At 63.6% G+C, this 25,162-nt stretch carries 22 protein-coding genes; 10 read left to right on the forward strand and 12 right to left on the reverse strand.

Annotation, left to right across the window (positions count from 1 at the left end; all coding sequences use genetic code 11):
* Positions 1–69: 69 nt before the first annotated feature.
* Positions 70–1,752, forward strand: a complete 1,683-nt coding sequence (locus H281_RS0123020; RefSeq protein WP_027804869.1) for a methyl-accepting chemotaxis protein — start codon at positions 70–72, stop codon at positions 1,750–1,752.
* A 69-nt stretch (positions 1,753–1,821) separates the two neighbouring features.
* Here H281_RS0123020 and H281_RS0123025 read toward each other — a convergent pair whose 3' ends face one another.
* The 4 genes from H281_RS0123025 to H281_RS0123040 are packed head-to-tail and all read right to left on the reverse strand — an operon-like array spanning position 1,822 to position 6,772.
* On the reverse strand, positions 1,822–2,682 hold the full coding sequence (locus H281_RS0123025; RefSeq protein WP_020069499.1) for an efflux RND transporter periplasmic adaptor subunit: 861 nt from the start codon (positions 2,680–2,682) through the stop codon (positions 1,822–1,824).
* A gap of 13 nt (positions 2,683–2,695) precedes the next feature.
* Complete coding sequence (locus tag H281_RS0123030) at positions 2,696–2,896, reverse strand: DUF1656 domain-containing protein (RefSeq protein ID WP_020069500.1); 201 nt, start codon at positions 2,894–2,896, stop codon at positions 2,696–2,698.
* Positions 2,886–5,096 (reverse strand): FUSC family protein, encoded by a 2,211-nt coding sequence (locus H281_RS0123035; protein WP_027804870.1) that lies wholly within the window; start codon positions 5,094–5,096, stop codon positions 2,886–2,888. Before H281_RS0123035 ends, H281_RS0123030 begins: the two co-directional genes overlap by 11 nt.
* An 11-nt stretch (positions 5,097–5,107) precedes the next feature.
* Positions 5,108–6,772 carry an efflux transporter outer membrane subunit gene (locus tag H281_RS0123040; RefSeq protein WP_084690161.1) on the reverse strand — a complete coding sequence of 555 codons (1,665 nt, stop codon included), beginning with the start codon at positions 6,770–6,772 and terminating at the stop codon, positions 5,108–5,110.
* Positions 6,773–6,927: 155 nt separating this feature from the next.
* On the opposite strand from H281_RS0123040, the gene H281_RS0123045 reads away from it, so the two are divergent.
* Positions 6,928–7,866 (forward strand): LysR family transcriptional regulator, encoded by a 939-nt coding sequence (locus tag H281_RS0123045; RefSeq protein WP_020069503.1) that lies wholly within the window; start codon positions 6,928–6,930, stop codon positions 7,864–7,866.
* A 224-nt stretch (positions 7,867–8,090) separates the two neighbouring features.
* On the forward strand, positions 8,091–8,249 hold the full coding sequence (locus H281_RS36945; RefSeq protein WP_020069504.1) for a hypothetical protein: 159 nt from the start codon (positions 8,091–8,093) through the stop codon (positions 8,247–8,249).
* 80 nt (positions 8,250–8,329) lie between these two features.
* Here H281_RS36945 and H281_RS0123055 read toward each other — a convergent pair whose 3' ends face one another.
* From H281_RS0123055 to wrbA, 4 genes are all read right to left on the reverse strand, one after another.
* Entirely contained in the window at positions 8,330–9,148 is an 819-nt protein-coding gene (locus H281_RS0123055; protein WP_020069505.1) for a metallophosphoesterase, read from the reverse strand.
* A 67-nt stretch (positions 9,149–9,215) separates the two neighbouring features.
* Complete coding sequence (locus H281_RS0123060; protein WP_020069506.1) at positions 9,216–10,640, reverse strand: FAD-binding oxidoreductase; 1,425 nt, start codon at positions 10,638–10,640, stop codon at positions 9,216–9,218.
* A gap of 73 nt (positions 10,641–10,713) precedes the next feature.
* Complete coding sequence (locus H281_RS0123065; RefSeq protein WP_020069507.1) at positions 10,714–11,121, reverse strand: DUF2069 domain-containing protein; 408 nt, start codon at positions 11,119–11,121, stop codon at positions 10,714–10,716.
* Positions 11,118–11,720 (reverse strand): NAD(P)H:quinone oxidoreductase, encoded by a 603-nt coding sequence (wrbA, locus tag H281_RS0123070; protein ID WP_020069508.1) that lies wholly within the window; start codon positions 11,718–11,720, stop codon positions 11,118–11,120. The genes H281_RS0123065 and wrbA overlap by 4 nt, the downstream gene beginning before the upstream one ends.
* A 164-nt stretch (positions 11,721–11,884) precedes the next feature.
* Between wrbA and H281_RS0123075 the strand changes: the two genes are divergently transcribed.
* On the forward strand, positions 11,885–13,198 hold the full coding sequence (locus H281_RS0123075) for a YihY family inner membrane protein (protein WP_084690157.1): 1,314 nt from the start codon (positions 11,885–11,887) through the stop codon (positions 13,196–13,198).
* A 37-nt stretch (positions 13,199–13,235) separates the two neighbouring features.
* On the opposite strand, the gene H281_RS0123080 is transcribed toward H281_RS0123075, so the two are convergent.
* The 3 genes from H281_RS0123080 to H281_RS0123090 form a co-directional block, all read right to left on the reverse strand.
* Positions 13,236–13,556 (reverse strand): Mpo1-like protein, encoded by a 321-nt coding sequence (locus H281_RS0123080; protein WP_020069510.1) that lies wholly within the window; start codon positions 13,554–13,556, stop codon positions 13,236–13,238.
* Positions 13,557–13,796: 240 nt separating this feature from the next.
* The gene (locus tag H281_RS0123085) at positions 13,797–14,630 is read right to left on the reverse strand and encodes an alpha/beta fold hydrolase (protein ID WP_020069511.1); all 834 of its coding nucleotides are present in this window, start codon (positions 14,628–14,630) and stop codon (positions 13,797–13,799) included.
* Positions 14,627–16,006 carry an O-acetylhomoserine aminocarboxypropyltransferase gene (locus H281_RS0123090; RefSeq protein ID WP_020069512.1) on the reverse strand — a complete coding sequence of 460 codons (1,380 nt, stop codon included), beginning with the start codon at positions 16,004–16,006 and terminating at the stop codon, positions 14,627–14,629. Before H281_RS0123090 ends, H281_RS0123085 begins: the two co-directional genes overlap by 4 nt.
* Before the next feature lie 241 nt (positions 16,007–16,247).
* Between H281_RS0123090 and H281_RS0123095 the strand changes: the two genes are divergently transcribed.
* The 4 genes from H281_RS0123095 to H281_RS0123110 all read left to right on the forward strand — a co-directional run bounded on the left by H281_RS0123095 (position 16,248) and on the right by H281_RS0123110 (position 21,648).
* Positions 16,248–16,706 (forward strand): CBS domain-containing protein, encoded by a 459-nt coding sequence (locus tag H281_RS0123095; protein ID WP_020069514.1) that lies wholly within the window; start codon positions 16,248–16,250, stop codon positions 16,704–16,706.
* Between the two features lie 228 nt (positions 16,707–16,934).
* A complete protein-coding gene (locus H281_RS0123100) occupies positions 16,935–18,917 on the forward strand; it encodes an MFS transporter (RefSeq protein WP_020069515.1) in 1,983 nt (660 codons plus the stop codon).
* A 104-nt stretch (positions 18,918–19,021) separates the two neighbouring features.
* Positions 19,022–20,122 (forward strand): chorismate synthase, encoded by a 1,101-nt coding sequence (gene aroC, locus H281_RS0123105; protein WP_020069516.1) that lies wholly within the window; start codon positions 19,022–19,024, stop codon positions 20,120–20,122.
* A gap of 50 nt (positions 20,123–20,172) precedes the next feature.
* Positions 20,173–21,648 (forward strand): tetratricopeptide repeat protein, encoded by a 1,476-nt coding sequence (locus H281_RS0123110; RefSeq protein WP_027804873.1) that lies wholly within the window; start codon positions 20,173–20,175, stop codon positions 21,646–21,648.
* A 109-nt stretch (positions 21,649–21,757) separates the two neighbouring features.
* Here H281_RS0123110 and H281_RS0123115 read toward each other — a convergent pair whose 3' ends face one another.
* A complete protein-coding gene (locus tag H281_RS0123115) occupies positions 21,758–23,431 on the reverse strand; it encodes an electron transfer flavoprotein-ubiquinone oxidoreductase (protein ID WP_020069518.1) in 1,674 nt (557 codons plus the stop codon).
* Between the two features lie 187 nt (positions 23,432–23,618).
* Here H281_RS0123115 and H281_RS0123120 point away from each other — a divergent pair, with 187 nt between their 5' ends.
* Together H281_RS0123120 and H281_RS0123125 are read left to right on the forward strand one after the other, a co-directional pair.
* Positions 23,619–24,395: an SDR family oxidoreductase gene (locus H281_RS0123120; protein WP_006052429.1), complete on the forward strand. Its 777-nt coding sequence runs from the start codon at positions 23,619–23,621 to the stop codon at positions 24,393–24,395.
* A gap of 234 nt (positions 24,396–24,629) precedes the next feature.
* Positions 24,630–25,073: an acyl-CoA thioesterase gene (locus H281_RS0123125; protein WP_020069519.1), complete on the forward strand. Its 444-nt coding sequence runs from the start codon at positions 24,630–24,632 to the stop codon at positions 25,071–25,073.
* Positions 25,074–25,162: the final 89 nt, after the last annotated feature.

The following is a 25,162-nucleotide window of genomic DNA, read 5'->3' on the forward strand; positions in this document are numbered from 1 at the left end:
GACCCGGAGAGATAAGAAGCAATGCCGGAACAGACCTTTGCGGCAGTTCTAAACGTGGGGACGGGGAATATGAAAGCAGTTTCGTTGGGCAGCCGGACAGGCGCGGGCTTTGTTCCGGATGGAAAAGCGGCGGCGTCGCCGTCGCGCGGAAAGGGTGGAAACAGCGGCCGCTCGCGGGCGGTGAGCTTGAAGGGGCTGTCGGTCAAGACGATGTTGCGTCTGGCGTTTGCCGTGCTTCTGATCGGCACGCTGGCGATCGGCGTGTTCTCCCTCACCCAGATCAGCCGCCTGAATGCGTCGGCTCAATCCATCTACGATCAAGGCCACGTTGCGAGCCGCGCCGCGGAAGAAGCCCGCGGTCACATGTTGCGCGCAAGCCGCGCGCAAAAAATGCTGTTGACGGCGACGACTGCCAAAGAACGCGACGAACTGGGCACCGACATCGACAAGGGCTTGAACGGCCTTTCTAGCGAGTTGAGCACGCTGCAACAGTACGTCGACAAATCCGACGCAAAGGCCGTCGAGCATCAGAAGAAGTTTTCCGCCGCTGTGACGGTGTGGAGCGCGCATCTGCGCGACTTCGTGACGCTCGTGAAGGCGCAACCGCTCGACCTGTCGCAGATGAACTGGCAGGTCGGCACGCAAGACGTGTCGCTGCTGGTCGAAACCGGCAAGCTCGAAAAACTCGTCGACGAAATGGTCACGGAGCGCGGCACGGCCGCGAAGGCGACAATCGACGCCTCCCGTTTCATTTACCAGTCGTCGTTCGTCATGCTCGCCGTCATGACGATTGGACTGATCGTGCTGGCCGCCGGCATCAGCGAGTGGGTCGTGCGGCGTCTCGCGCGCCAGCTCGGCGGCGAGCCGGCATACGCGAAGGAGATCGCGAGCCGGATCGCGGCGGGCGATCTGTCGAATCACATCACGCTGGGACGCAAGGACAAGTCGAGCGTGCTGTACGCGCTCTCCGACATGCAAAGCGGTCTTGCGACGACTGTGTCCGACATTGCATCGAGCGCGGACGCGATTGCGACCGCTTCGGGCGAAATTTCGATGGGCAACCTCGATTTGTCGCAACGGACCGAGCAGCAGGCGATGGCGCTGGAGCGCACCGCGACCAGCATGGAGCAGCTGACGTCGACGGTCCGGCAAAACGCCGACAACGCGAAGCAGGCGAGCACGCTCGCGAATAACGCGTCGGAAATCGCGGAGAAGGGTGGCGAAGTGGTGAGCCGCGTCGTCGCGACGATGAACGAGATCAACGACAGCGCGCGCAGCATCGGCGACATCATCGGCGTGATCGAGGGGATCGCGTTCCAGACGAATATTCTGGCGCTGAATGCGGCAGTCGAGGCAGCGCGCGCCGGCGAGGAAGGCCGCGGGTTTTCAGTAGTCGCAGCCGAGGTGCGCAACCTCGCGCAGAGAAGCGCCGCCGCGGCGAAGGAGATTAAAGGGCTGATCAGCACGTCCGTCGAGCGCGTGAGCAACGGTTCGACGCTCGCTCAGGACGCGGGGCAAACCATGGACGAAGTCGTCAAGGCGGTGAAGCGCGTGACCGACATCATGGGCGAGATTTCGGCGGCTTCTTCCGAGCAGAGCGCAGGTATCGAGGAGATCAATCTTGCCGTCGCGCAGATGGATTCGGGCACGCAGCAAAACGCGGCGCTCGTCGAACAGGCGACTGCCGCAGCACGATCGCTCGACGATCAGGCTCACGGCCTGAAGCAGATGGTGGGCAAGTTCAGGTTGTGAGGCTTAGGACGGGTTAGGCCGATCGATATGGCAGCGCGCCCGGCACGAACCGGGCGCGCACTGCGCCGCTCAACTCTGCTTGACCACCACCGTGCAGGTAATGCCCGCCGCGAGCACCACACCGTCAGGCACCGAATCGATCTTCACGCGCACCGGCACGCGCTGCGCGAGCCTGACCCAGTTGAATGTCGGGTTCACATCGGCGAGCAATTCGCGGCTTTGCGGATTGTCTCGATCGTAAATACCGCGCGAAATGCTCTCCACATGGCCTTCGAGTGTGCCGCCGCTCATCAGCCGGACTTCAGCCTTGTCGCCGATATGCACGTGCGGCAGCTTGGTTTCCTCGAAGTAGCCATAGACCCAGAACGAGTGACTGTCGACAATGGCGAGCTTCGCCGCGCCGGCTGTCGCATAGTCGCCGCGAAACACATTCAGATTCGTCACGTAACCGTCGACCGGCGACACCACCCGCGTGCGCGCCAGATTGAGCTTCGCGGCATCTAGCGCGGCGAGCGCCTGCTGATAGGCAGCCTCGGCGGCCGACGCCGTATGCGTCGCGTTTTCCTGGTTTTCTTTCGACACCACGAGCGAATCCATATCCGCGCGGCGCTTTGCGTCGTCGCGCCTCATCTGCAATTCGGCCTTGCGCGCGGCCACGGCGGCCTGGGCCTGTTCGACGGCGATCTCGTAGTGCGACGGATCGATCTGCATGAGCAGATCGCCTTTCCTCACCATTTGATTGTCCTTCACCGGCAGATCGACGACCGCGCCTGAAACGTCCGGCGCGACGTTGACGATTTCAGCGCGCACGCGTCCGTCGCGCGTCCACGGTTCGTCCATGTAGTGAACCCATAGCACGCGTCCGAGCAGGACCGCGACGATAAAGATTATGGCTGTCGCGACGAAGCCAACAAGATTTCGAATGGTCATGTTTCGACTCTGATCAACGGTAAACGGCGAGGCCCAGCACGCCGCAAACACACACGAGCAGGCTGGCCCGGAATAGGGACGGGTGCCACACGACGCGATACACGCCCGTGTAGGCGATGACGCGATCCAGCACCCAGGTGAGCACGGCGCCCGCAATGAACAGCAGAACGATCGTCGGCACGTAGGCGTCGAAAACGGCAATGTCACGCGGCATGCGGAACTCCTTCTGACGCGTCGGCTCGTGCGCTCATCAACGGTTCGAGCGGCGATTGCGGATCGAGCAACGCGGTACGAATGAAATGCAACTGACTTAGAATGCGCTGCAACTGATGACGCTCTTCGCGCGGCGGCGTGAACTCGGCGAGCAGCAACTGGACGGCGCCGATCGAGTTTGCGGTGGCGGCGAGTGCGCGCTCGAAGCGCTCGGCGCGCGGCCGCTCGAACAGAGCGCTCAGCGCATCGCACACTGCGTGCAGCGAGACCCGCCACGGCATCGTCTTCGCATAGCGCGGGTCGGCGGGCAGCATCGCCACTTCGCGTCGCAGATCGATGACCGCGTTGCCCACTTCAAGCACCGAGAAGAGCCAGCGCAACGTGTCGCGCTTCGCCGACGCGTCGTCCTGCGCGAGCGCGTTGATCTGGAACATCAGATCGCGCGCGCCGCTCTCGAAGCGCGAGCGCACGCGACCGAGGCGTGCACGGCTCGCCACCGCGACCTGGCGCCGCAGATCCACGAGCAGCCGGTTGCGCAGCCACGGCGTGGACGGCGGCAGCAGCACGGCGAACGCGACCGACGACACCAGCATCGACAGCACGAGCGCGATCGCATCGTTGATAAAGGCGCTCGGGTCGTAGTGCATCACGTTGTCCGGACCGGCAAGAAAGCAGAAGAAGATGCAGTAGCCGACGCCGTAGCCGGCTAGCGCGGGCCGCGTGGTCATGAAAACGCCGAACAGCAGGAACGGCGCGAGCGCCGCGCACAGCAGCGGAAATCCGTCGATGCGCGGAAACACGCCGTACACCGCAAGCATGCCCATCACCGAGGCGACGAGCGTGCCCCCCGCCATCTGGAACACGGTGCGTTTCGGATTCGGTGACGACGACGCCAGCGCGCAAACGGTCGCTGCATTCAGCGTCAACGTCAAGCCGCTCGGCCACGCGGTGGCGATCCAGAACGCGCCGAGCACTATCATCACGAGAGCCGCGCGCAGGCCCGCGACGCCCGCGGCGATCGCGTTCGTCTTGGGCTGGTAACGCTCGACCCAGCGCTCGCGCTCGTGCGTGTCGACGGCAAGCGACGCGTAAGTGGCGGCATATGCATGCAGATCGTCGATAAAGCGGTACAGCAGTTCCGCGCCCGTGTCGAAGTCGAGCAGCGGCGCATTGGGATGCGCTTCGAGCGCGGCGCGCGTCGCGCGCACGCGGCGCGGCAACTCGGCCTTGTACGCGTCGAGTTGCGCGGCGGCGTGAGCGGCGTCGGCCGCGCTCAACACGGGTTCGCCGGACTTCGCGAGCAACGGTGCGATTTCCTTGAAGTACGGTTCGAGTGCGTCGATGGCGATGGCCGCGCCGTGCGTGCCGGCGTCGCGCAGTCGGTTCATCAATTGATGCAGCGCGTGAAAGCGCGTCGATGCGGTCATGAACTCGCTGTTCAGCCGCGCGAGGCGGCCGCCGCGCATCCGCGAATCCGGTCCTTCGAACACGGCGACACTGCGCGCCGCCTCGAAACCGACGATGTCCGCGACGAAGCGCGCATTGGTCGCTTCGATCTGCGCGCGGTCATTGCGGCCGGCGAGCGACGTCGACACGTATTCGACGAACGCGGAGAACCGCGCTCGCACCGTGCCGCGCATCTGCAAGCCGGTGAACTGCGGGAAGACGAGGCCGCTTACGGCGCCCGCGCAGACAATGCCCAGTACGACTTCGGCGACGCGCGTGAGCGCGCTCAGAAATGCGCCGTCGGGATGCTGCGAAGCGGGGATGCCAATCAGCGCGGCCGTGTATCCGGCAAGCACAAATCCGTAGGACCTGAAGTTGCGGTTACGCGCGGCGCCCGCTGTGCAGATGCCGACCCAGATCGCCGTCGCGACGATGAACATCTCCGGCTGTTGCGCAAACAGTCCGAGCAACGCAAGCGTCACGACGAGGCCAACGAGCGTGCCGCAAATCCGGTAGAAGCTTTTCGCGAACACCATGCCGCTTTGAGGCTGCATCACGATGAAGACGGTCGTCATCGCGGTGCGCGGTTGGGGCAGGTCGAGCTTCATTGCGATACCGAGCGCGAGGAAGCACGCGGCGAGCGCCTTGAACAGATAGATCCACGTGAGGCCGTCGGTGCGCGCCCATTCGGCGGCGGCCGAGTACCACACGGCGAACGACGAAGGGCGCGGAGCGCATGAAGAGGGGGCTGACATGGCGGGCTTCCTTATTCGGCAGCCGATGCGGCGTTGCCGGTGTCCGCATGGCTGGGCGCCGCCGCGCGCTTCGGCGTCATGTTCGCGGCGGGCTCTGCGTTGCGCTCGCCTGCCGTGCCTATCGCGGCTGGTGCAACCGCTGCTTTCGCGGCAGTCGCGTTCGACGGTTGCACGGCAGCTTTGCCCTTGCCCTTACCGTGCTCCGGCAGGGTCTGGTCCGCTTGCGGACCGTTGGCCGGATCGTCGAGCCCGCCGCCGAGAGCCGTGACCAGCGACGCATGCACGCCGAGCCGCTCGGCCTGAATCCTGGCCACGCCTTCCTGGGCCCGAAGCAACTGATTCTGCGCGATCAACACGTTGAGATAGTCGGTCAAACCGCGTCGATAACCCTCACGGGAGAGGTCGTAGTTTTTGCGCGCGGCGGCGACCGAACGGTCGGCGTCTTGCGCCTGGGTCGCGAGCGAACGCATGCGGATGACCTGATCCGAGATGTCCTTCAGCGCGCCGACGATCGACTGGTTGTAGCGCTCCACCGCCTCGTCGTAACCGGCCGACGCTGCGCCAAGCTGCGAGCGCAGCCGGCCGCCGTCGAAAATCGGCAGCGACAGCGCCGGTCCGGCGCTCCAGCTATGCGAAGGATTCTTCAGGAACTGGAACAGCGGTCCCATTGCCGCATAACCGCCGATCGACGCGAGCAGGTCGATATCCGGATAGAACTCGGCTTTCGCGACGTCGATGCCGCGCGCCTGTGCCGCGACTGTCCAGCGCGCGGCAACCACGTCCGGCCGATGCCCGATCAATTCCGCGGGCAGGGCACTCGGCAAGCCGGCAGGCGCGCTGAGCGACAGCACCGGCCGCTGGATCGAGTCGCCCGCGCCGGGACCCTTGCCGGCCAGCGCAGCGAGTTGATTGCGGCTCAACGCGATGTTTTCTTCGATCGAGTCGATCTGGCGTTCGTATTCCGGCAGCGGCGTTTCGGCCTGGCTTACTTCGAGCTGCGTGCCGATGCCGCCTTTCATGCGTCGGCGGGCCAGGTCGGCGATTTGCTGCTGTTGTTGCAAGGTGGCGCGAGCGATGTCGAGGAGCGCGTAATTCAGCGACATCTCGATGTAAGTGCGCACCACGTTGGCCTGGAGTTCGAGTTGGGCGGCGCGGGCATCGGCGGCGCTGGCATGCGCGGCGTCGAGAGCGCGCTCGGCGGCGTTCTTGTCCTTGCCCCACAGATCGAGGTGATAGGACAGCGCGAGCGTGCCGGTGTTGTTCCACGACTGCTCGCCCGCGAGCGGCCCGGGACCGTAGTAGAGGTTGTCGGCCCACTTCTGACGCTGGATCGACAGATGGCCGTTCACTTGCGGCGACAGTGCCGAGCGCGCGACCCCCGCCATCGACATGGCCTGGCGCACGCGCGCCTGAGCGGCGGCGAGGCTCGGATTGTTCTCCTGTGCGGCCTCGATCCATGCGTCGAGTTGGGGGTCGTTGTAGGCGCGCCACCAGTCGGCGGCAGGCCATTGCGCGTCGGCGTTCGCCGCGCGAATGGCGTTGCCGGCGTCGAGCGACGCCGCGTCTGTAGCGCTCGCCTGGGGGGCGATGCCTCCGGTATTTGCGCAGCCGGCGATTGTTAATAGGATCGTAAGAACCGCGGCTGCGGTGATCCTTGTTGGTACCGGAGACTGCACGATTTCCTCCAAAAGTCGCTATAGAAGCAAGTTGCCAATTATATTTTTGGATCGATTGCGGAATAACCGGTAAAAATGCAAGGCATTCTTACGGACGTTGAGATAATCGTTCTTGCAAACCGTGTAACAATCGCTGCGGATTCTCAAGGAAAGGTATGGATACGCTTCAAAACATGCGCGTATTTGTCCGCGTCGTCGAAGCGGGCAGCTTCACGGGTGCCGCGCAGCACCTGAATACAACGACTGCATATGCGTCGCGCGCGGTGTCCGATCTGGAAGCGCATCTGCGCACGCGCCTGTTGAACCGCACCACGCGCCGCATTGCTCTGACCGAGGCCGGCGAGCGTTATCTGCAGCGCTGCGAGCAGATTCTTGCGTATGTCGATCAGGCTGAAGCCGAGGCGAGCGACGCGCACGCGCGTCCGTCCGGCAAGCTGAAAGTCCACGCAATGACGAGCTTTGGCCAGCACTACGTCGTGCCGGCCGTGGGCCGCTATCAGGAGCGGTATCCAGAAGTGAATATCGAGCTGACGCTCGCGCAGCGCATGCCGGATCTGCTCGACGAAGGCTTCGACGTGTCGCTGACACTCGCCACCGGCTTGCCTGATTCGGGACTGGTGTCACAGCGGCTCGGCAGCGCGTTCAGCATTACTTGTGCGTCGCCGGCCTATCTGGAGAAGCACGGGGTGCCGCAAACTCCCGGCGACCTCGCGCGCCACACGTGCCTGCAGATGGTCACGCCGGTGTTTCCGCCCGACAAGTGGGCGTTCGACGGCCCGAACGGCGAGGAAACCGTTACGCTCGGCCCGGCCACTTTCCAGGTGAACGTGGCGGAGGCAATGGCTGTCGCGGTGGCGAGCGGCATGGGCGTTGGGCTGATTCCGATCTACTCCGCAATCAGCGGTTTGCGGAACGGCTCGCTGGTGTGGCTGCTGCCGGAGTACACATCGCAGGAAATGAATCTCTATGCGTTGTATCCGTCGCGCCAATATCTGGACGCCAAGATCCGAACATGGATCGAGCATCTGCGTGAGGAGCTTCCGGCGACGCTTGCGGCCGATCAGGAGGAGTTGCGGCAGTTTGCGCGGACATGACGTTAGCGCCGGCAGCGCGCTTGACCCGCGTTTCACGACAGCAGCGCTCGCAGCGCCCGCAGCACTCGGATAACGCCCTGTTACATGGACGCCGCGCCGCAACATTTCCTTACTTCTGGGCGGAAATCGATTTGATACCGTGTCGATGACGCTGCTGCTCGAGCCGGCACGTTAATTTCGCCGCCACGATTCGGCAATCGCAATCACTGAAGGACGAGGGTTTCATGGATACGCACCTGATGATCGGCGTGGCCGTCATGTTTGGACTAATCGGCATTGCCGCATCTCGCGACCTGCTGCGCCGCCTGCGCGAACAGCAGCCGCAACTTGTACCCATCAAGATCGAGCGTCCGGAAACGCGCAAGCAGCGAGGCGGGCGGTAATCGTTTCAGCGTGGGTTCGGGCATGCGTTCGAGCGTTCGGCCATGGCCGCGCGAGCTGACCCGCGGCCTCTGCCGCCGGGCTATATCTCGACGACCTTGTCCCACGCGAATTGCGGATTTTCCCACTGCCCGCTGCGCCGGTCGAAATAGCCCCGAGGGTTGCAAACCACGCGCGTGCCGTTGACCGTGTAGTCGAACGGCGTGTGCGTGTGCCCGTGAATCCATAGTGCGACCGGCGTTCGGACGAGTTCCGGCAGGTGGTTGACGAATCCGGCGGACACGCGGTCTTGAGCGTAGCGCTCGGCAAGACTCAACCGATGCGGCGCATGATGCGTGACCACGATCGTCTGGCCGGCAAATGGTTTTGCGAGTTCGTGTTCGAGCCATGCGCGCGCATGGCGGTGCAGCGCGAGCGAGTCGCCGGGCGTGAAATCGCGCGATGAGTCCTCGGCATATTTCTGCGAATCTTGCGGCCAGTTCATCTGGATCAGTCCGCGAAAGTCGAGCATGGCGCGCCGCGACGCCTCTATCGATTCTTCAAGCGCTGCGCTGTCAGCGCCGAACAGCGCGAAATCTGTCCACAACGTCGTGCCCAGCACGCGCCAGCGGCCCTGCGGATCGACGAGCGCGGCATTGTTCAGCACGTGCACGTTGTCAACCTGCGCGGCGGCATCGTGAAGTGCGCTTTCCAACGCTCCGAACTCGCCGTCGTAGTACTCGTGATTGCCGGGCACGTAGACCACGGGCACCGCGCCGTCGAAAGCCTGTGCGGCCCAGCGCGGCCCAGCCGCATGATTGTGGATGTCTCCGGCCAGCACGACGAGGTCCGCCTGCGCGTGCGGAATCAGTTCAGGCTCGTCGTTTTCCAGATGCAGGTCGGACAGCACGCGAATTTTCACGGATAGGGCTCCTGCGAGTGACGCGCGTCGACATGCGCGGGCCAGGCTTCGGCGTGAAGTTTCAGCTTTAGTTCGAGCGTAGCACCTTGCCCGGGTTCATCAGGTTCAGCGGATCGAGCGCGCGTTTGACAGCTTGCATCAATTGGACCTCGACGTCCGGCTTGTAGTGCATCGCCTCGTCGATCTTCAGTTGACCGAGCCCGTGTTCCGCGCTGATGCTGCCGCGATGCCGATGCACGCTGTCATACACCACGCGATTGATCGGGCTCTGGTACTGCTCGAGGAACGCCTTCGCGTCGACACCCTCCGGCGCCTGCACGTTGTAGTGCAGGTTGCCGTCGCCGAGATGGCCGAATGTCACCATGCGCGCGCCCGGCGCCGCCTGCTCGATCGCCGCGTCGGTTTCTTCGATGAAGTGACCAATGCGAGAAATCGGCACGGCAATGTCGTGCTTGATGTTCAGACCTTCCTCGGCCTGCGCGAGCGGAATATGTTCGCGCAAATTCCAGAACGCGCGCGATTGCGCGAGACTCTCGGCGACCACCGCGTCTTGCACCATGCCGTCTTCGAGCGCCTGTTCCATCAGACGCTCGAACAGTGCGCGCGCGTGCTCCTCGCTTTCGCTGTCCGACAGTTCCAGCAGCACGATTTGCGCGTGCGGTTCCGCGAACGGATAGCGCATCTGTTCGAAGTGCCGGCCAACGAGCCGCAGGCAGAAATCCGACATGAGTTCGAAACCGGTTAGCAGCGGTCCGGCGACGCTTTGTGTGAGCGACAGAAAGTCGAGTGCGGCATGCGGCGACGCAAGCGCGGCGAGTGCCGTTACGCGTGCAGCCGGCTGCGGATGCAGCTTCAGCACGGCTGCGGTGATGATGCCGAGCGTGCCCTCCGCGCCGATGAACAGATCGCGCAAATCGTAGCCGGTGTTGTCCTTGCGCAGTCCGCGCAGACCGTCCCACAACTCGCCTTGCGGTGTGACCACTTCGAGGCCGAGGCATAGCTCGCGCGTGTTGCCGTAGCGCAGAACGCCGGTGCCGCCCGCGTTGGTTGCAAGATTGCCGCCGATCGTGCAACTGCCCTCGGCGGCGAGGCTCAGCGGGAAGAGACGTCCAGCTTCTTCCGCGCGCTTTTGCACTTCAGCGAGGATCACGCCCGCTTCGACGGTAATGGTGTTGTTGTGCGGATCGATGTCGCGGACGCGGTTCAGACGCCGCAAGCTGACGACCGCCTGCGCACCGCTCGAATCGGGCGTGGCGCCGCCGGCGAGACCCGTGTTGCCCCCTTGCGGCACTACTGCGATGCCGTGTTCGACCGCCAGCTTGACGAGCGCGGCGACTTCATCGGGCGTGGCCGGGCAGAGCACTGCGCAGGCCGCGCCGGTGTAGCGGCGGCGCCAGTCGGTGAGGTAGGGCGCCGTGTCGTGTGCGTCGGTCAACACATGGGCGGCGCCGATGGCGTCGCGGCAGGCAGTGAGAAAAGCGGTTTGGGTCATGTCGGTCGATCAGCGGGGTTGGACTGCGTGATGTGGCGCGTGACGTTCATATGTCCGTGGAGGCGCGTGAAATTCATGTATCCGCGCTTGCAGGATGTTCGCGGCGCAGCTTCGCGGCGCGCTTTGCCGCCCGTTTGAATGGCGCAATATAGGCCAGCGTGCAGACAAAAAAGACCAGGGTTAGCACGGCTTCCAGCCAGCCGAGCCGCGCGCTCAAGCCACGGTCACTCCAGCCGCGCACGACGCCTTCGGCAAAGTACAGCAGGATCAACATCGACGCCCATTGCAGCGTGTAGAGCCGCTGGCGCCACACGCCAGGCAGCGCCAGCAACAGCGGCAACGCCTTGAGCACCAGCGCCGATCCGCCCGGACGCAGCGGCGCCAGCCACCATTCCCATGCGATCGACAACGCGATCAGTGCAACGAGGGCGGCGGTCGCGCCTGACGCGGCGCCGCGTCTTTGCGGCGTTGGAGCATTCACGGCCGTTCGCTCATGGATGCCGCCGTGCGCGCAACGCGTGCGCCGAGCGCAACGGCGAGAGTTTTCTCGTCCGCGGAAATGCCTTGTGCGGCACTGCCCGCGCGGGCGAAGTGCGATGCGCCGTATGGTGTGCCGCCGGTTTGCGTCGTGCTCAGTGCGCTCTCCGTGTACGGGATGCCGACGATCAGCATGCCGTGGTGGAGCAGCGGCAGCATCATGGATAACAGCGTGGACTCCTGGCCGCCGTGCAGACTGCCGGTTGACGTGAACACGCAGGCCGGCTTGCCGGAAAGTGCGCCGGAAAGCCACTGCGGCGTCGTGCCGTCGAGAAAGTACTTGAGCGAAGCCGCCATATTGCCGAAGCGTGTCGGCGAGCCGAGCGCGAGACCCGCACATTCCTCCAGGTCGCGCAGTTCGACGTACGGTGGTCCTTCAGCGGGAATGTCGGGTTGGGTCGCTTCGCAGACGGTCGAAACTGCCGGCACCGTCCGAACGCGCGCCTGCATGCCGGGGACGCTGTCGACGCCGTGCGCGATCGCCAGCGCGAGTTCGCGCGTGGCGCCGTGACGGCTGTAATAGAGCACGAGAATGTCTTTCATAGGCCTCATCGGTGAACGGGTATTATAGGGCTTGGGTCCGCTCTACAGGCCGTTCCCAGCGATTCACAGCCATTGGTGGCCATTCGGCCAGGCTCGCGCCAGGAACTCCGCACAGTTCTGTAATGCGGTCCTGAAACACGGTTCGACGAAGCAAGGAGGCAGGTTTGTTGTCCAGGGTGCGTTTCGATCTCGACACGCTCAAGCGGCTCGCGCAGTTCGCCGCGAAGCGCAGCAGCGAGGACCGTATTCCGCAGGTGGCCGGCAGTCTCACCTTCACGACCATGCTCGCGCTGGTGCCGCTCGCCACCGTCGCGTTTGCGCTCTTCACGGCGTTTCCGCTCTTCAGTTCGTTCCAGGAGTCGCTGCAGTTCTTCCTCGCGGATCACCTGATGCCCGCGCAGCTGAACAGCCAGATTTTCAGGTATCTGAACCAGTTCGCCGCCAAGGCGAAAGGCTTGACCACCATCGGCATGGTGCTGCTGTTTCTCACGGCCGTCATGACCATGATGACGATCGAATCCGCGTTCAATGTGATCTGGCGCGTGCGCAAGGCGCGGCCTATCGCGCAGCGCATCCTCGTGTACTGGGCGATCATCACGCTCGGTCCGATTCTGATTGGCGTGAGCCTCTCCATCTCGTCGTATCTGTTCACGCAGTCAATGACCTTCAGCGCCGCCCAGCGCATCACACCGGTTATCGAGTGGGCGCTCACGGGTGCGGCATTGCCGTTGACGGCGCTCGCGTTCACGATTCTCTACGTGTATTTGCCGAATTGCCGCGTGGAATGGCGCGACGCGGTGATCGGCGGCGTGACCGCGGCAATCGCCTTCGAGCTCGCCAAGCGCGGCTTTGGCTATTACGTGCGCCGCATTCCCACTTACACCGCGGTCTACGGCGCGTTCGCGGCAGTGCCGCTTTTCCTGCTGTGGATGTACCTGTGCTGGTTCATCACGCTGGCGGGTGCAATGATCGCGTCGGCGTTGCCTGCAATCCGGATCGGCCAGTTTCATCGCCCGACGTTCGAGGGCAGCAATCTCTTTGATTCCCTCGAACTGCTTGCACGGCTTTGCGAAGCGCGCGACGCCGGCAAGCGCGGCTACACGGTGCCCGAGCTTTCACGAATGCTCCGCCGCGATATGGACACCACCATCAATCTGCTGCAACGGCTCGAACAGATCGGATGGATCGCGCAACTGGAGGAAGACGGCTCGCGCCCGCACTTCCTCTTGCTGGCGAATCCGGCGCAGATCACCGTTCAGCAGGTCTACGACCTCTTTGTGATCGATCGTGCAGAGCTGGAGTATCAGCTTCAGCTTGCTTCTACTCGCGTGGACGGCGCCACGCTGCTCGCGGCGCTGGAGAACGACAAACTCAAAGTGACGCTCGCGACGCTGCTCGCGGCGCGTGCCGCGGCACGCGAATCGGAAGCCGAAGAGAACGAGCGCGGCGCGTCCTCGATGCCGCATCAGGCGGCGTAGGCGTCGCGCGAGGCGGCGGAGCGATCTTGCGCCTGGTCTACAACGAGATCTTGCCTACGCAGATGTCCTTGAACATGACCCAGTCGCCCATCAGGCTATAAAACGGATGACGGAAGGTTGCCGGCCGGTTCTTCTCGAAGAAAAAATGTCCGACCCAGGCAAAACCGTATCCGCAGATCACGGCGGCCGGCAGCCACAGCCAGTCGCCGGTGGCAAGCGACATGGCGAGACAGCCGATGACCCCGAGCGATCCCACGAAATGCAGCCGCCGCGAGACCTGGTTGCGATGCTCGCTCAGATAGTACGGGTAGAACTCCGCGAAGTTCGCGAAGTGGTCGGTGTGCGCGGTATGAGCCATAACGCCTCCGGATTGCTACGCGCTGCGATTGCACGCCCGCCGCTGCGAACGCTCTTTTGCTGAGCGCGCCTGCATGACCGCGGCGCCTCGACGAGGACACGCTCGAACCATTGTGCGGCTATCGTGCGACTCGCGCAACCTGGCCGTTCGGACGATGGCGCCAGCGTCCCGCAGCCGCTATCTTGAGAACTTGTCACAGCTTGCAAAGCGGGAGCGACCGGCTTCGAAATTGCGCCGCGGTTAGCCCGCGTCGCGTGGCGGCGTACGAGCGAAGCTGAACAACGCGTCGAGCGTCGCATCTGGCTGTTCGGTCATCAGTGCGTGACCGGCGTCGAGCGTCACCGTATCTACCGGTGCGCCTGCTTGCAGAAGCGCATCGGCCAACGCCTTGGCGGCTCGCGGCGGCGTCATCGCATCGCGCCGGCCGACAACGAGCCGTGTGGCGCAGCGAATCTGCGCGGCTCGCGCGAGGCCGTCGGCGTACGTATTGCACGCGGTGAAGTCGGTATGAAAGAGATTCGCTTCACCCTTTGCTGAAACGCGCTCCATCAACCGCTGGTTCATGCCGTGCAGCCAGAAGCCGGGTCCGGGGCACGAAGGCTTCGCGGCGAGCGTCGAGTGCGACCACTGGTTGACCATGCCGATCGCTTCGGGCTCGCGGTGCAGGGCGGCCTCCAGCAAGGTGTCGGATACCGCCATTGGCAAAGCGGTGGCGAGCAGAGCGAGGTGAGTGGTTCGTTCGGGGTAGCGGCCCGCGAAGTCGAGCGCGACAAGCGAGCCCATGCTGTGGCCGGCTACGAATGCGCGCTGCACGCCCGCGGCGTCGAGCAATGCGGCGAGCCAGTCAGCCATCGCGGTGACCGTGCGTAGCGCCGGGCCGGCGCTACGGCAGTGCCCAGGCAGATCCACGGCGAGCACGCCGAAGCCGTGATGCGCGAAGTAACGCGTCTGCAGCGCCCATACGCTATGGTCGTGCTCCGCGCCGTGGATGAAGACGGCGGTCGGCAGACTGGCGTCGAACGGTTTGCCGCCGGTGTAGGCGTAGGTGGCTTTGCCTTGAACGTCGACGATCATGCGGACTCCTTGCCGGGACGTGTAGCCGCGGAACCCGAGCCACCGGGTTCGGTGGAACCAGATTGCCCGCTTCGCGGCGCCGTTGAGCCAGACGCTTTCTGCGCCGCTTTCAGACCGCGTTTCAGATCGTCGATGAGGTCGTCGGGGTCTTCGAGGCCGATCGACAACCGGATCGTGCCTTCAGCAATGCCGGCTGCGGCCAGCGCGGCGGCGTCCATGCGAAAGTGAGTCGTGGAAGCGGGATGGATCACCAGCGAGCGCGCGTCGCCCACGTTCGCGAGGTGCGAGAACAGCGAGAGTGCTTCGATAAAGCTGCGGCCGGCGGCGCGGTCGCCGCGCAGATTGAAGCTGAATACGGCGCCCGCGCCACGCGGCAGCAGCCGCTTCGCAAGCGCGTGGTCGGGATGCGTCGGCAACTCCGGATACGCGACGGCTTCGACCGCCGCATGACCGGCCAGGAACTCGACCACGCGGCGTGTGTTGGCCACGTGCCGCTCCATCCGCAAGGGCAGCGTTTCAATGCCTTGCAGAAGCTGCCACGCGGCTTGCGGATGCAGGCACGCGCCGAAGTCGCGCAAGCCTTCGCGGCGAGCGCGCAGCAGGAAGGGGGCGGCGGTGCTTTCCTCGCTGAATATTATGCCGTGAAAACCTTCGTAAGGCTCGGTGAATTCCGGGAAGCGCCCGGAGGCGTCGAAGTCGAACGTGCCGCCGTCTACCAGCACGCCGCCGATGGTCGTGCCGTGGCCGCCCAAGAATTTGGTGGCCGAGTGATAGACGAAGTCGGCGCCGTGCTCGAAAGGCTTCAGCAGGTATGGCGTGGTGAACGTGGAGTCGACGAGAAGCGGCACGCGGTGCTCGTGGGCGATCTGCGCGACGGTTGCGACGTCGAGCACGTCGAGGCCCGGATTGCCGAGCGTTTCGCCGAACAGCAGGCGCGTGTTGGGACGCAGAGCCGCGCGCCATGCGTCGATATCGCCGGGTTTGACGAAGGTGGTCTCGATGCCGAAGCGGCGCAACGTGTAATGCAGCAGATTATGCGAGCCGCCGTATAGCGCGCTCGAGGCCACGATGTGCGACCCTCTGCCCATTAGCGTGACGATCGCCAGATGCAAGGCAGCCTGGCCGCTTGCCGTGCCGATTGCGCCCGCGCCGTTTTCAAGCGCGGCAACGCGCTCTTCGAATACGGCCACGGTAGGATTCGAGATGCGCGAGTAGACGTGGCCCGCGCGCTCCATGTTGAAGAGCGCGGCTGCGTGGTCCGAGTCGCGAAACGAGAACGACGTGGTCTGATAGATAGGCGTGGCGCGCGCACCGGTGGCGGGGTCGGGAGCGGCGCCGGCGTGCAGCGCAAGCGTATCGAAACGGTTGGCGGACATGCTGGTCGGCGAGGCCACGGACAGCCTCGCGAAAGGTGAAAGTGGCGGCCATCGTATCACCGGCATGAACTGCTTCAAGCGCGGTTTTCCCGATGCGTCTGCGCGCCGCAAGGCCTTTGCAGGGCGGCGTAAGCCCGCCGTGCCTTGATGGGCGGGCCGCTTTCCTTTTATGGGCCTTTCCGCTAGGATCGAAAGTCATTGATGCATCACCATGCCTAGCGGGTATTTCGGGAGACAGATCATGCGAGTCAGCGACATTCTTAAAGTCAAAGGCAACACCCTTTTCACGGTCACGCCAGACGCCACGCTGCACGACGCAGTCAACACCATGGCCGAGCACGACATCGGCTCGCTCGTCGTCATGGAGTACGGCGACCTGGTCGGCATGCTGACATTCCGCGAGATTATTCTTACGCTGAGCGAGAACGGCGGGAGCGTGGGCACGTCCACAATCCGCAAGGTCATGGACGATCATCCGCTCACCTGCACGCCTGAAACGGACGTCAACGAAGTGCGCCGCATGATGCTCGAACATCACGTGCGCTACCTGCCGGTCATGGAGAGCCGCACGCTGATGGGCGTTATTTCTTTCTATGACGTCGCGAAGGCGGTGGTCGAGGAACAGGGCTTCGAAAACCGCATGCTGAAGGCGTACATCCGCGACTGGCCGGAAGAGCAGGGGCAGCAGCCGGCGCGTTGATGCGCGGCCGCCCGCTGGCGGAGCCGCTGGTATTGCCGCGTGAGTGGCCGGACAGGGCGCCGCGGTGCTTGGGAGGGCCAGCGACGGGGAACGTCCAGTAAAGGCGTAACATCCAGGAAAGGCGTGCGCGAGAGCGCGCGTTTTTTTTGTGCGCGCCGTCATGGTTCTTCATGTGGCCTTTAGCCGCTTTTCCTGGCGCCTGCTACTGAATCTGTTTCAACGAACTTCATGAGTCAAAGCCCGCTGCCCCCAACGCCTCCCACGTCGCCTGCGCCGCCCGCGTCTGCGCCGGCCGCCGTCCACCGTGCCGCGCGCCAGCATGGCCAGCACGAATCGCAGTTCAAGCTGCTGGGCCAGCGCCGCTTTGCGCCGTTTTTCTGGACGCAGTTCCTCGGCGCGATGAACGACAACGTCTTCAAGATAGGTTTCACGTCGCTCGTCACGTTTCAGGCGGCGCGGTTCTCAGGCGTCGATCCGAAGACCGCCGCGTTCATGATCTCGGCGATCTTCATCTTGCCTTTCGTGTTGCTGTCGGCCACGTCCGGACAGATCGCCGACAAGTACGACAAGGCGATGCTCACGCGTTTCGTGAAGAGCTTCGAGATCGTCGTCATGTTGGTCGGCGGCGCGGGCTTCCTGCTGCATAGCGCGCCGCTGCTGTATCTGTGCACGTTTCTGATGGGCGTCCATTCGACTCTGTTCGGGCCGGTCAAGTATTCATATCTGCCGCAACATCTGTCGAGCGAGGAACTGGTCGGCGGCAACGGCATGGTCGAGATGGGCACTTTCGTCGCGATCCTGGTCGGCACGATTGTCGGCGGCGCGGGCGCAGGTTTCGTCGAACATGGCGCGCTGGTTCTGGCTTGTGCCTGCGTCGCCATTGCGCTCGCGGGGCGCGTCGTATCGAGCTTCGTGCCGGTAACAGTGGCGCCGCAGCCGGATTTGCGCATCAACTGGAACCCGGTCAGCGAGACCTGGCGCAACCTCAAGCTCGCGCGCGAAAACCGCACGGTGTTTCTGAGCCTGCTCGGCATATCGTGGCTGTGGTTCGTGGGCGCGACGTTTCTGTCGTCGTTTTTCAGCTTTGCAAAAGATGTGCTGTCCGCGAACCCGGACGTCGTGACTGTACTGCTCGGCACCTTCTCCGTTGGTATCGGCCTTGGCTCGCTGCTGTGCGAGAAGCTTTCCAAGCGGCGTATCGAGATCGGCCTCGTGCCGCTTGGCTCGATCGGCATGAGCGTGTTCGCCATCGACCTGTTCTTCGCAAGCCACGCGCTGCCGGCCGCCGGTCATCTGTTGAGCGTCGGCGAGTTCCTCGCGCACGCCGCGCATTGGCGCGTGCTCGCCGATCTGTTTCTACTTGCCATGTTCGGCGGTTTCTACAGCGTGCCGCTTTATGCACTGATCCAGAGCCGCAGCCAGCCGAGCCACCGGGCGCGCATCATCGCCGCGAACAATATTCTCAATTCGCTGTACATGATCGTCTCGGCGTTGATGGCGGTCGGCCTCACCTCGGCGGGTTTCAGCATTCCGGCCATTTTTCTCGTGACCGCGCTGCTCAATATCGTGGTGGCGACCTACATCTATTCGCTCGTGCCCGAGTTCCTGTTGCGATTCATCGCATGGTTGCTCGTGCACACGTTCTACCGGATCCGCCTCGTGCACGCGGAGCGGATTCCGGAAGAGGGCGCGGCCGTGCTCGTGTGCAATCACGTGAGCTTTGTTGATGCGGTCGTGATCATGGCCGAGAGTCCACGGCCGATTCGCTTCGTAATGGACTATCAGATCTTCAAAAACCCGTTCGCCGGCTGGGTCTTCCGTCATGCGAAGGCGATTCCCATAGCGCCCGCGCATGAGGACCCGCAGGTGCTGGCGCGCGCGTACGAGCGTTGCGCACAGGCGCTTGCCGACGGCGAACTGGTGTGCATTTTTCCCGAAGGCAAACTCACCCGGACGGGCGACATGAACGAGTTCCGTCGCGGTGTTATGGAAATCATCGCGCGCACACCGGCGCCGGTCGTTCCAATGGCGTTGCGTGGCCTGTGGGGCAGCGTGTTTTCCCGCGCCGACGACGCACACTGGCCACGCCCCGTGCAAAAGGGCGTGATGAGTCGGCTGACTCTGGCAGTAGGCGAGCCTATCGACCCGGCGCTGGCCACGCCCGAGTTGCTTCAGAGAATCGTCACGGACTTGCGCGGCGCGCGGAAGTAGGCGCGCGGCCTTGTCCGGAAGTCATAAGCCGGCGCGCGGCGTCGTCCCGGGCGGCAAGGGGCTGGCATAATAGCGTCTTCCCCGCATTCCTTTGGACGACGCCCATGTCCGGCAACACGCTCGGTACGCTTTTCACTGTCACGACCTTCGGCGAATCGCACGGCCCGGCTATCGGCTGTGTGATCGACGGTTGCCCGCCGGGCATGGCGCTGACCGAAGCCGACATCCAGCTCGAACTCGACCGCCGCAAGCCGGGCACGTCGCGCCACGTCACGCAGCGTCAGGAAGAGGACAAGGTCGAGATTCTGTCGGGCGTGTTCGAGGGAGCCACCACGGGTGCACCCATCGCGCTGCTGATTCGCAATACGGACCAGCGCAGTAAAGACTACGGCAACATCGTGGACACGTTTCGTCCCGGCCACGCCGACTACACCTATTGGCAGAAGTACGGTATTCGCGACTACCGCGGCGGCGGCCGTTCGTCGGCGCGTTTAACAGCGCCTACGGTCGCGGCCGGTGCCGTTGCGAAGAAATGGTTGCGCGAGAAATTCGGCACTGAAATTCGTGGCTACATGGCCGCGCTTGGCGAGATCGACGTGCCGTTTGTCGACTGGGCGCATGTGCGCGAGAACCCGTTCTTCGTGCCGAACGCGGACATCGTGCCGCAGCTCGAAGCGTATATGGACGCACTGCGCAAAGAGGGTGACTCGATTGGCGCCCGTATCAACGTGGTGGCTTCGGGTGTGCCCGTCGGTCTCGGCGAGCCGTTGTTCGACCGTCTTGACGCGGACATCGCTCACGCCATGATGGGTATCAACGCGGTGAAGGGCGTTGAGATCGGCGCGGGGTTCGCGAGCGTCGCGCAGCGCGGCTCCGTGCATGGCGACGAACTCACACCCGAAGGCTTTGTCGGGAATAACGCGGGCGGTGTGCTTGGCGGTATTTCCACCGGCCAGGACATTACCGTGTCGATTGCCATCAAACCGACGTCGAGCATTCGTACTCCGCGCCGCTCGATCGACAAAGCGGGGCAACCGGCAATGGTCGAGACGTTCGGGCGGCATGACCCGTGTGTCGGCATTCGCGCTACGCCTATCGCTGAATCCATGCTTGCGCTGGTGCTGATCGACCATGCGTTGCGCCATCGCGCGCAATGTGGCGACGTTTCGGTGAGTACGCCGAAGATCGCAGCAAGCGCGCCGTAAAGGGCGCGGTTCGCGCGTTTCAATCGCATTGCGCGAACTGCGCTTTTCGCATGAATCATCTCTCCAGCCAGCCGGCGGACAACATTCTCCCGGCGTTGCGGGCCCGCGCCGCGGCGCCGCACGCGGTCGCGCACGACTGTCTCGCGTTCGGCCAGACACTGCTGCAACACGCGGGCGGCGACAAAGCGCTGCAACGCGAAGCCCTCGGGGCGCTCGTACGCGCGTATCAGGCCGACCCAGTCTGTGAGCCGACGCTCCTCCACACTATTGCGCAGACGGCCTTCGTCGTGCGCGATTGGGCGCTTGTCGAATCTGCCACGGCACTGCTGCTCTCACAAAACCCCGCCGATGCCAACGCATTGATCTGGCGGTCCGCCGCCGTCCAACATCGTAACGACTTCGCGACTGCCGAGAATTTGCTGCGTGAAGCGGTGCGCCTCGTGCCGGGCAATCCGATCGCGCTTCATAAACTGGCGTTGTGCATCAAGGAGCAGGCGCGTTTTGCGGAAGCCGAAGCGCTCCTTCATGAGGTGCTCGCGTTGTCCGCGGATAACGCACATGCGATGTTCGATTTGTCCGAACTCCAGATCCGCAGCGGGCGTTTCGCCGAGGGCTGGGCGCTCTACGAGTCGCGCCTTGCGTTCGCCGGCGATCTGAACAACGCGCAGCAAGCGCTCGCCGCGATCAGCGCACCGTGGCAAGGAGAGTCGCTGGCGGGCAAGACGCTCGTCGTGTACGGCGAGCAAGGCAACGGCGACTGTCTGTGGGCGGTGCGCTTTCTGCCGCTGCTCGCCGAGCGTGCGCGGCGTGAAGGCGGCCGGGTGATCTTCGGTCACGACGGGCCGTTGCGGCATCTATTCGAACGGACGCTGCCTGCCGACCTGCGGCTTGAAACGAGCCTCGAAACGCAGCCCGATTTTCATTGCGGGTTGATGAGCTTGCCCTTGCGTCTAGGCATTGTCGAGGCGGCCGGTTGGGGCGAGCCTTATCTGAGCGCGGACCCGCAACGTCTGCAACCGTGGCAGCAGTGGGTGCATGCCTGTGTCGACGGCAAGCCCGGTAATCGCAAAGTGGGACTCGTGTGGAATGGAAATCCGGACCATATCCGCGATGCGCGGCGCTCGGTGCCGATCGAGCAACTGGAGCCATTGTTGAACGTGACCGGTGTCACCTATTTCGCGCTGTCGCCAGGACGCGGCGAGACGGTCGCGCAATGGCGTGCAATGGGCTTCGACGTCGTCGATCCTACTCAGTACTTTGAAGCCGGCTTCGACGACGTCGCCGCGCTGCTGGCGAATCTCGATCTGGTGGTAACGATCGACAGTGGACCCGCCCATCTGGCCGGCGCGCTCGGCGTACCGACGTGCTTGATGATCGATCGGGTATCGGCGTGGTTCTGGGGAGTGGGGGCGCTGGTTACGCCCTGGTACGATTCGATCGAACTGTTCCGGCAACCGGCGGTGGGCGCCTGGGCGCCGGTGATGGCACAAGTGTGTGCGCGCATCGAAGGAATGGTGCGCGGCTAAGCGGTGGCCTTGGCGGGTTGCCTTGGCGGGTTGCCCTGGTGGGTGGCCCTCACGGCTTGCCTTCGCAACGCAGAGGTCGTCTGCCTATGTTGCGAAGGCGAAGCGCCGCTCACATGTTCGGGTAGTTCGGCCCGCCGCCGCCTTCAGGTGTCACCCACACGATGTTCTGCGTCGGGTCCTTGATATCGCAGGTCTTGCAGTGCACGCAGTTCTGCGCGTTGATTACCAGCCGCTCGCTGCCGTCGTCGTTCTTCACGAATTCATAAACGGCCGCCGGGCAGTAACGCGACTCCGGACCCGCATACGTCTGCCAGTTTACGTTCACCGGCACCGTGGGGTCTTTGAGCGTCAAGTGAGGCGGCTGGTTCTCTTCGTGATTCGTGTTCGATATGAACACCGAAGACAAACGGTCGAAGGTCAGCTTGCCGTCCGGCTTCGGGTAGGTGATCGGCGTGCATTGCGACGCGGGCTTGAGCATCTCATGATCGGAATGCTGATGGTGCAGCGTCCACGGCACATTCCCGCCGAGCAGCTTCTGCTCGATGCCGACCATCAACGTGCCGAGGTACAGGCCCTTGCTCATCCACTGCTTGAAGTTGCGGGCCCTGTAGAGCTCCGTGTGCAGCCACGAAGTCTTGAACGACTCGGGATAAGCCATGAGCTCGTCGCTCGTGCGGCCTGCCTGCACGGCTTCAAATGCGGCATCGGCGGCGAGCATGCCGGTCTTGATCGCCGCATGCGAACCTTTGATCCGCGATGCGTTCAGGAAGCCCGCGTCGTCGCCGACCAGTGCGCCGCCGGGGAACACGAGCTTCGGCAGCGACATCAGGCCGCCCGCAGTGATTGCCCGCGCGCCATACGACACGCGCTTGCCGCCTTCCAGAAAATGACGGATTGCCGGATGCGTCTTGTAGCGCTGGAATTCCTCGAACGGCGACAGATACGGGTTCGTATAACCGAGCCCGACCACGAAGCCGACCACCACCTGGTTGTTGTCCATGTGATAGAGGAACGAGCCGCCGTACGTGTCCGTCTGCAAGGGCCAGCCGGCCGTGTGCATGACGAGCCCCGGCTTGTGTTTCGACGGATCGATTTCCCACAATTCCTTGATGCCGATGCCGTAGACCTGCGGATCGACGCCGTCGCGCAGCCTGAACTTCTCGTTCAGCTGACGCCCGAGATGCCCGCGCGCACCTTCGCAGAAAAGGGTGTATTTCGCGTGCAGTTCCATGCCGAGCTGGAAGTTTTCAGTCGGCTGGCCGTCCTTGCCGATGCCGAGATTGCCCGTGGCGACGCCTTTCACCGAACCGTCGTCGTTGTAGAGCACCTCCGCAGCCGGGAAGCCGGGGAAAATCTCCACGCCGAGCGCTTCGGCCTGCTGGCCCAGCCAACGCGTGACGTTGGCGAGGCTGATCACGTAGTTGCCGTGGTTCTTGAAGTTATCGGGCAGCGCCCAGTTCGGCACGCTCTTCGCGCCGGTTTCCGAGAGGAACAGGAAACGGTCTTCGGTGACTTCGACGTCCAGCGGCGCGCCTTTTTCCTTCCAGTCGGGAATCAGTTCATTCAACGCGCGCGGGTCCATGACGGCGCCCGAGAGGATGTGCGCCCCGATCTCCGAGCCTTTTTCCAGCACGCAGACGCCAAGCTCGACGCCCTTGTCGGCCGCCAGCTGCTTCAGGCGGATCGCCGCGGACAAGCCAGCCGGGCCGCCGCCGACGATCACGACGTCGTATTCCATCGACTCGCGCGGGCCGTACTGCTCAATGAGACTTGCGGGGGTCATTGATGCTCCTCTTACCGTTAGAATGCTTTTTTCGGGATCGTATTGTGGGCGATGGTCTCTTGCACCGCAACCCGATCAGCAGAGATTAGCACGAGCGTTCTATTTATATGCTACGGTATTGACCCGAGCATGGGTCGGACCGCGACCGACAACCGTATTCGTAACTACAACCGAACAAGGAACGACAATGGGCCGTTCGATCAATCTGGAAGGCAAAGTCGCGCTCATCACAGGCGCCTCGAGCGGGTTGGGAAAGCGCTTTGCTCAAGTGTTGTCGCAGGCGGGCGCCAAGGTCGTGCTGGCGAGCCGGCGAACCGAGCGCCTGAAGGAGCTGCGCGCCGAAATCGAGGCGTCGGGCGGCGCGGCGCACGTCGTTTCGCTGGATGTGACCGATTATCAGAGCATCAAGTCGGCGGTCGCCCATGCGGAGACCGAGGCGGGCACCATCGACATTCTGGTGAACAACTCGGGCGTGTCGACCACGCAGAAGCTGTCGGAAGTTACGCCGGCCGACTTCGAATATGTGTTCGACACCAACACCCGCGGCGCGTTCTTCGTCGCGCAGGAAGTGGCCAAGCGCATGATCATGCGCGGCAACAACGCGCAGAAACCGTCGTACCGGATCATCAATATCGCGTCGATGGCCGGCTTGCGCGTACTGCCCCAAATCGGCCTTTATTCGATGAGCAAGGCAGCCGTCGTCCACATGACGAAAGCCATGGCGCTCGAATGGGGCAAGCACGGCATCAATGTGAACGCGATCTGCCCGGGCTATATCGACACGGAGATCAATCATCATCACTGGTCGACCGAGCAGGGGCAAAAGCTCGTGTCGATGCTGCCGCGCCATCGCGTCGGCAAGCCTGAGGACCTGGACGGATTGCTGCTATTGCTGGCGGCGGACGAATCGCAGTTCATCAACGGCTCGGTAATCGCCGCCGACGACGGCTTCGGTCTGGCCTGATCGCCGGCTTATGAGTTGACGCGCGCACGATCACCGGAATCCGGCGAGGTGCGCCTGGCACTCGTCCCGGCGCGCCAGGCGATTAACGCAGTTTCGAAGAAGCTCTTTTACGCGCGCGGGCCTTCTGCCGACGAAACGTCTGCGCTATGGTGCAGGCATTGGCCTGAATGGCCACGGTTTTACCCGACTCGATCCTTGAGCAATCTTTTGAGAAGTAAGAAGAGCAGAAGCACGATGAGCGATTTTCACGCAGTTTTCGAGATGTCGATGCCGATCCGCTGGGGCGACATGGACGCATTCGGCCATGTGAACAACACGGTCTATTTCCGCTACATGGAGCAGGTGCGTATCTCCTGGTTCGAGCAACTCGGCCTCGCCGGCAGCAATGCGGATGGCCAGGGGCCGGTGATCGTGAACGCGTCGATGGAGTTTCTCAAGCAACTGCATTACCCCGGCGACGTGATCGGCCGCATGACCGTCGCGACGCCCGGCCGCAGCAGTTTCGACACGGGCTTCGAACTCGTGCGTGCAGACGATCCCAGCACCGTCTATGCACGCGGCGCCGCCCGCTGCGTATGGATCGATTACGCCGCCGGCAAGTCGGTGCCGGTTCCTGATTTGTTGCGCGAGACCATCGAGCGCGCCGCGCTCGTGAAAGCGGCCGAGCCGGCCGCATAAGTTCGCCGTTTATTTCTGCATGACCGCGCAGCGCGAGGCCTCAACTCTAAGGCCTCGCTTCATCGTTCCACTTCTTGCCTCGACTTCGC

This window comes from Paraburkholderia caledonica, from assembly GCF_000383275.1.
GTDB classification, from domain to species: Bacteria; Pseudomonadota; Gammaproteobacteria; order Burkholderiales; family Burkholderiaceae; genus Paraburkholderia; species Paraburkholderia caledonica.

Coding starts and splice junctions, on each gene's coding strand:
- H281_RS0123095 (WP_020069514.1), top strand. CDS start 16,248: ATGCGAGTCAGCGACATTCTTAAAGTCAAAGGCAACACCCTTTTCACG.
- H281_RS36945 (WP_020069504.1), top strand. CDS start 8,091: ATGGATACGCACCTGATGATCGGCGTGGCCGTCATGTTTGGACTAATC.
- H281_RS0123045 (WP_020069503.1), top strand. CDS start 6,928: ATGGATACGCTTCAAAACATGCGCGTATTTGTCCGCGTCGTCGAAGCG.
- aroC (WP_020069516.1), top strand. CDS start 19,022: ATGTCCGGCAACACGCTCGGTACGCTTTTCACTGTCACGACCTTCGGC.
- H281_RS0123080 (WP_020069510.1), bottom strand. CDS start 13,556: ATGGCTCATACCGCGCACACCGACCACTTCGCGAACTTCGCGGAGTTC.
- H281_RS0123030 (WP_020069500.1), bottom strand. CDS start 2,896: ATGCCGCGTGACATTGCCGTTTTCGACGCCTACGTGCCGACGATCGTT.
- H281_RS0123035 (WP_027804870.1), bottom strand. CDS start 5,096: ATGTCAGCCCCCTCTTCATGCGCTCCGCGCCCTTCGTCGTTCGCCGTG.
- H281_RS0123020 (WP_027804869.1), top strand. CDS start 70: ATGAAAGCAGTTTCGTTGGGCAGCCGGACAGGCGCGGGCTTTGTTCCG.
- H281_RS0123060 (WP_020069506.1), bottom strand. CDS start 10,640: ATGACCCAAACCGCTTTTCTCACTGCCTGCCGCGACGCCATCGGCGCC.
- H281_RS0123100 (WP_020069515.1), top strand. CDS start 16,935: ATGAGTCAAAGCCCGCTGCCCCCAACGCCTCCCACGTCGCCTGCGCCG.
- H281_RS0123110 (WP_027804873.1), top strand. CDS start 20,173: ATGAATCATCTCTCCAGCCAGCCGGCGGACAACATTCTCCCGGCGTTG.
- H281_RS0123085 (WP_020069511.1), bottom strand. CDS start 14,630: ATGATCGTCGACGTTCAAGGCAAAGCCACCTACGCCTACACCGGCGGC.
- H281_RS0123120 (WP_006052429.1), top strand. CDS start 23,619: ATGGGCCGTTCGATCAATCTGGAAGGCAAAGTCGCGCTCATCACAGGC.
- wrbA (WP_020069508.1), bottom strand. CDS start 11,720: ATGAAAGACATTCTCGTGCTCTATTACAGCCGTCACGGCGCCACGCGC.
- H281_RS0123025 (WP_020069499.1), bottom strand. CDS start 2,682: ATGACCATTCGAAATCTTGTTGGCTTCGTCGCGACAGCCATAATCTTT.
- H281_RS0123115 (WP_020069518.1), bottom strand. CDS start 23,431: ATGACCCCCGCAAGTCTCATTGAGCAGTACGGCCCGCGCGAGTCGATG.
- H281_RS0123125 (WP_020069519.1), top strand. CDS start 24,630: ATGAGCGATTTTCACGCAGTTTTCGAGATGTCGATGCCGATCCGCTGG.
- H281_RS0123090 (WP_020069512.1), bottom strand. CDS start 16,006: ATGTCCGCCAACCGTTTCGATACGCTTGCGCTGCACGCCGGCGCCGCT.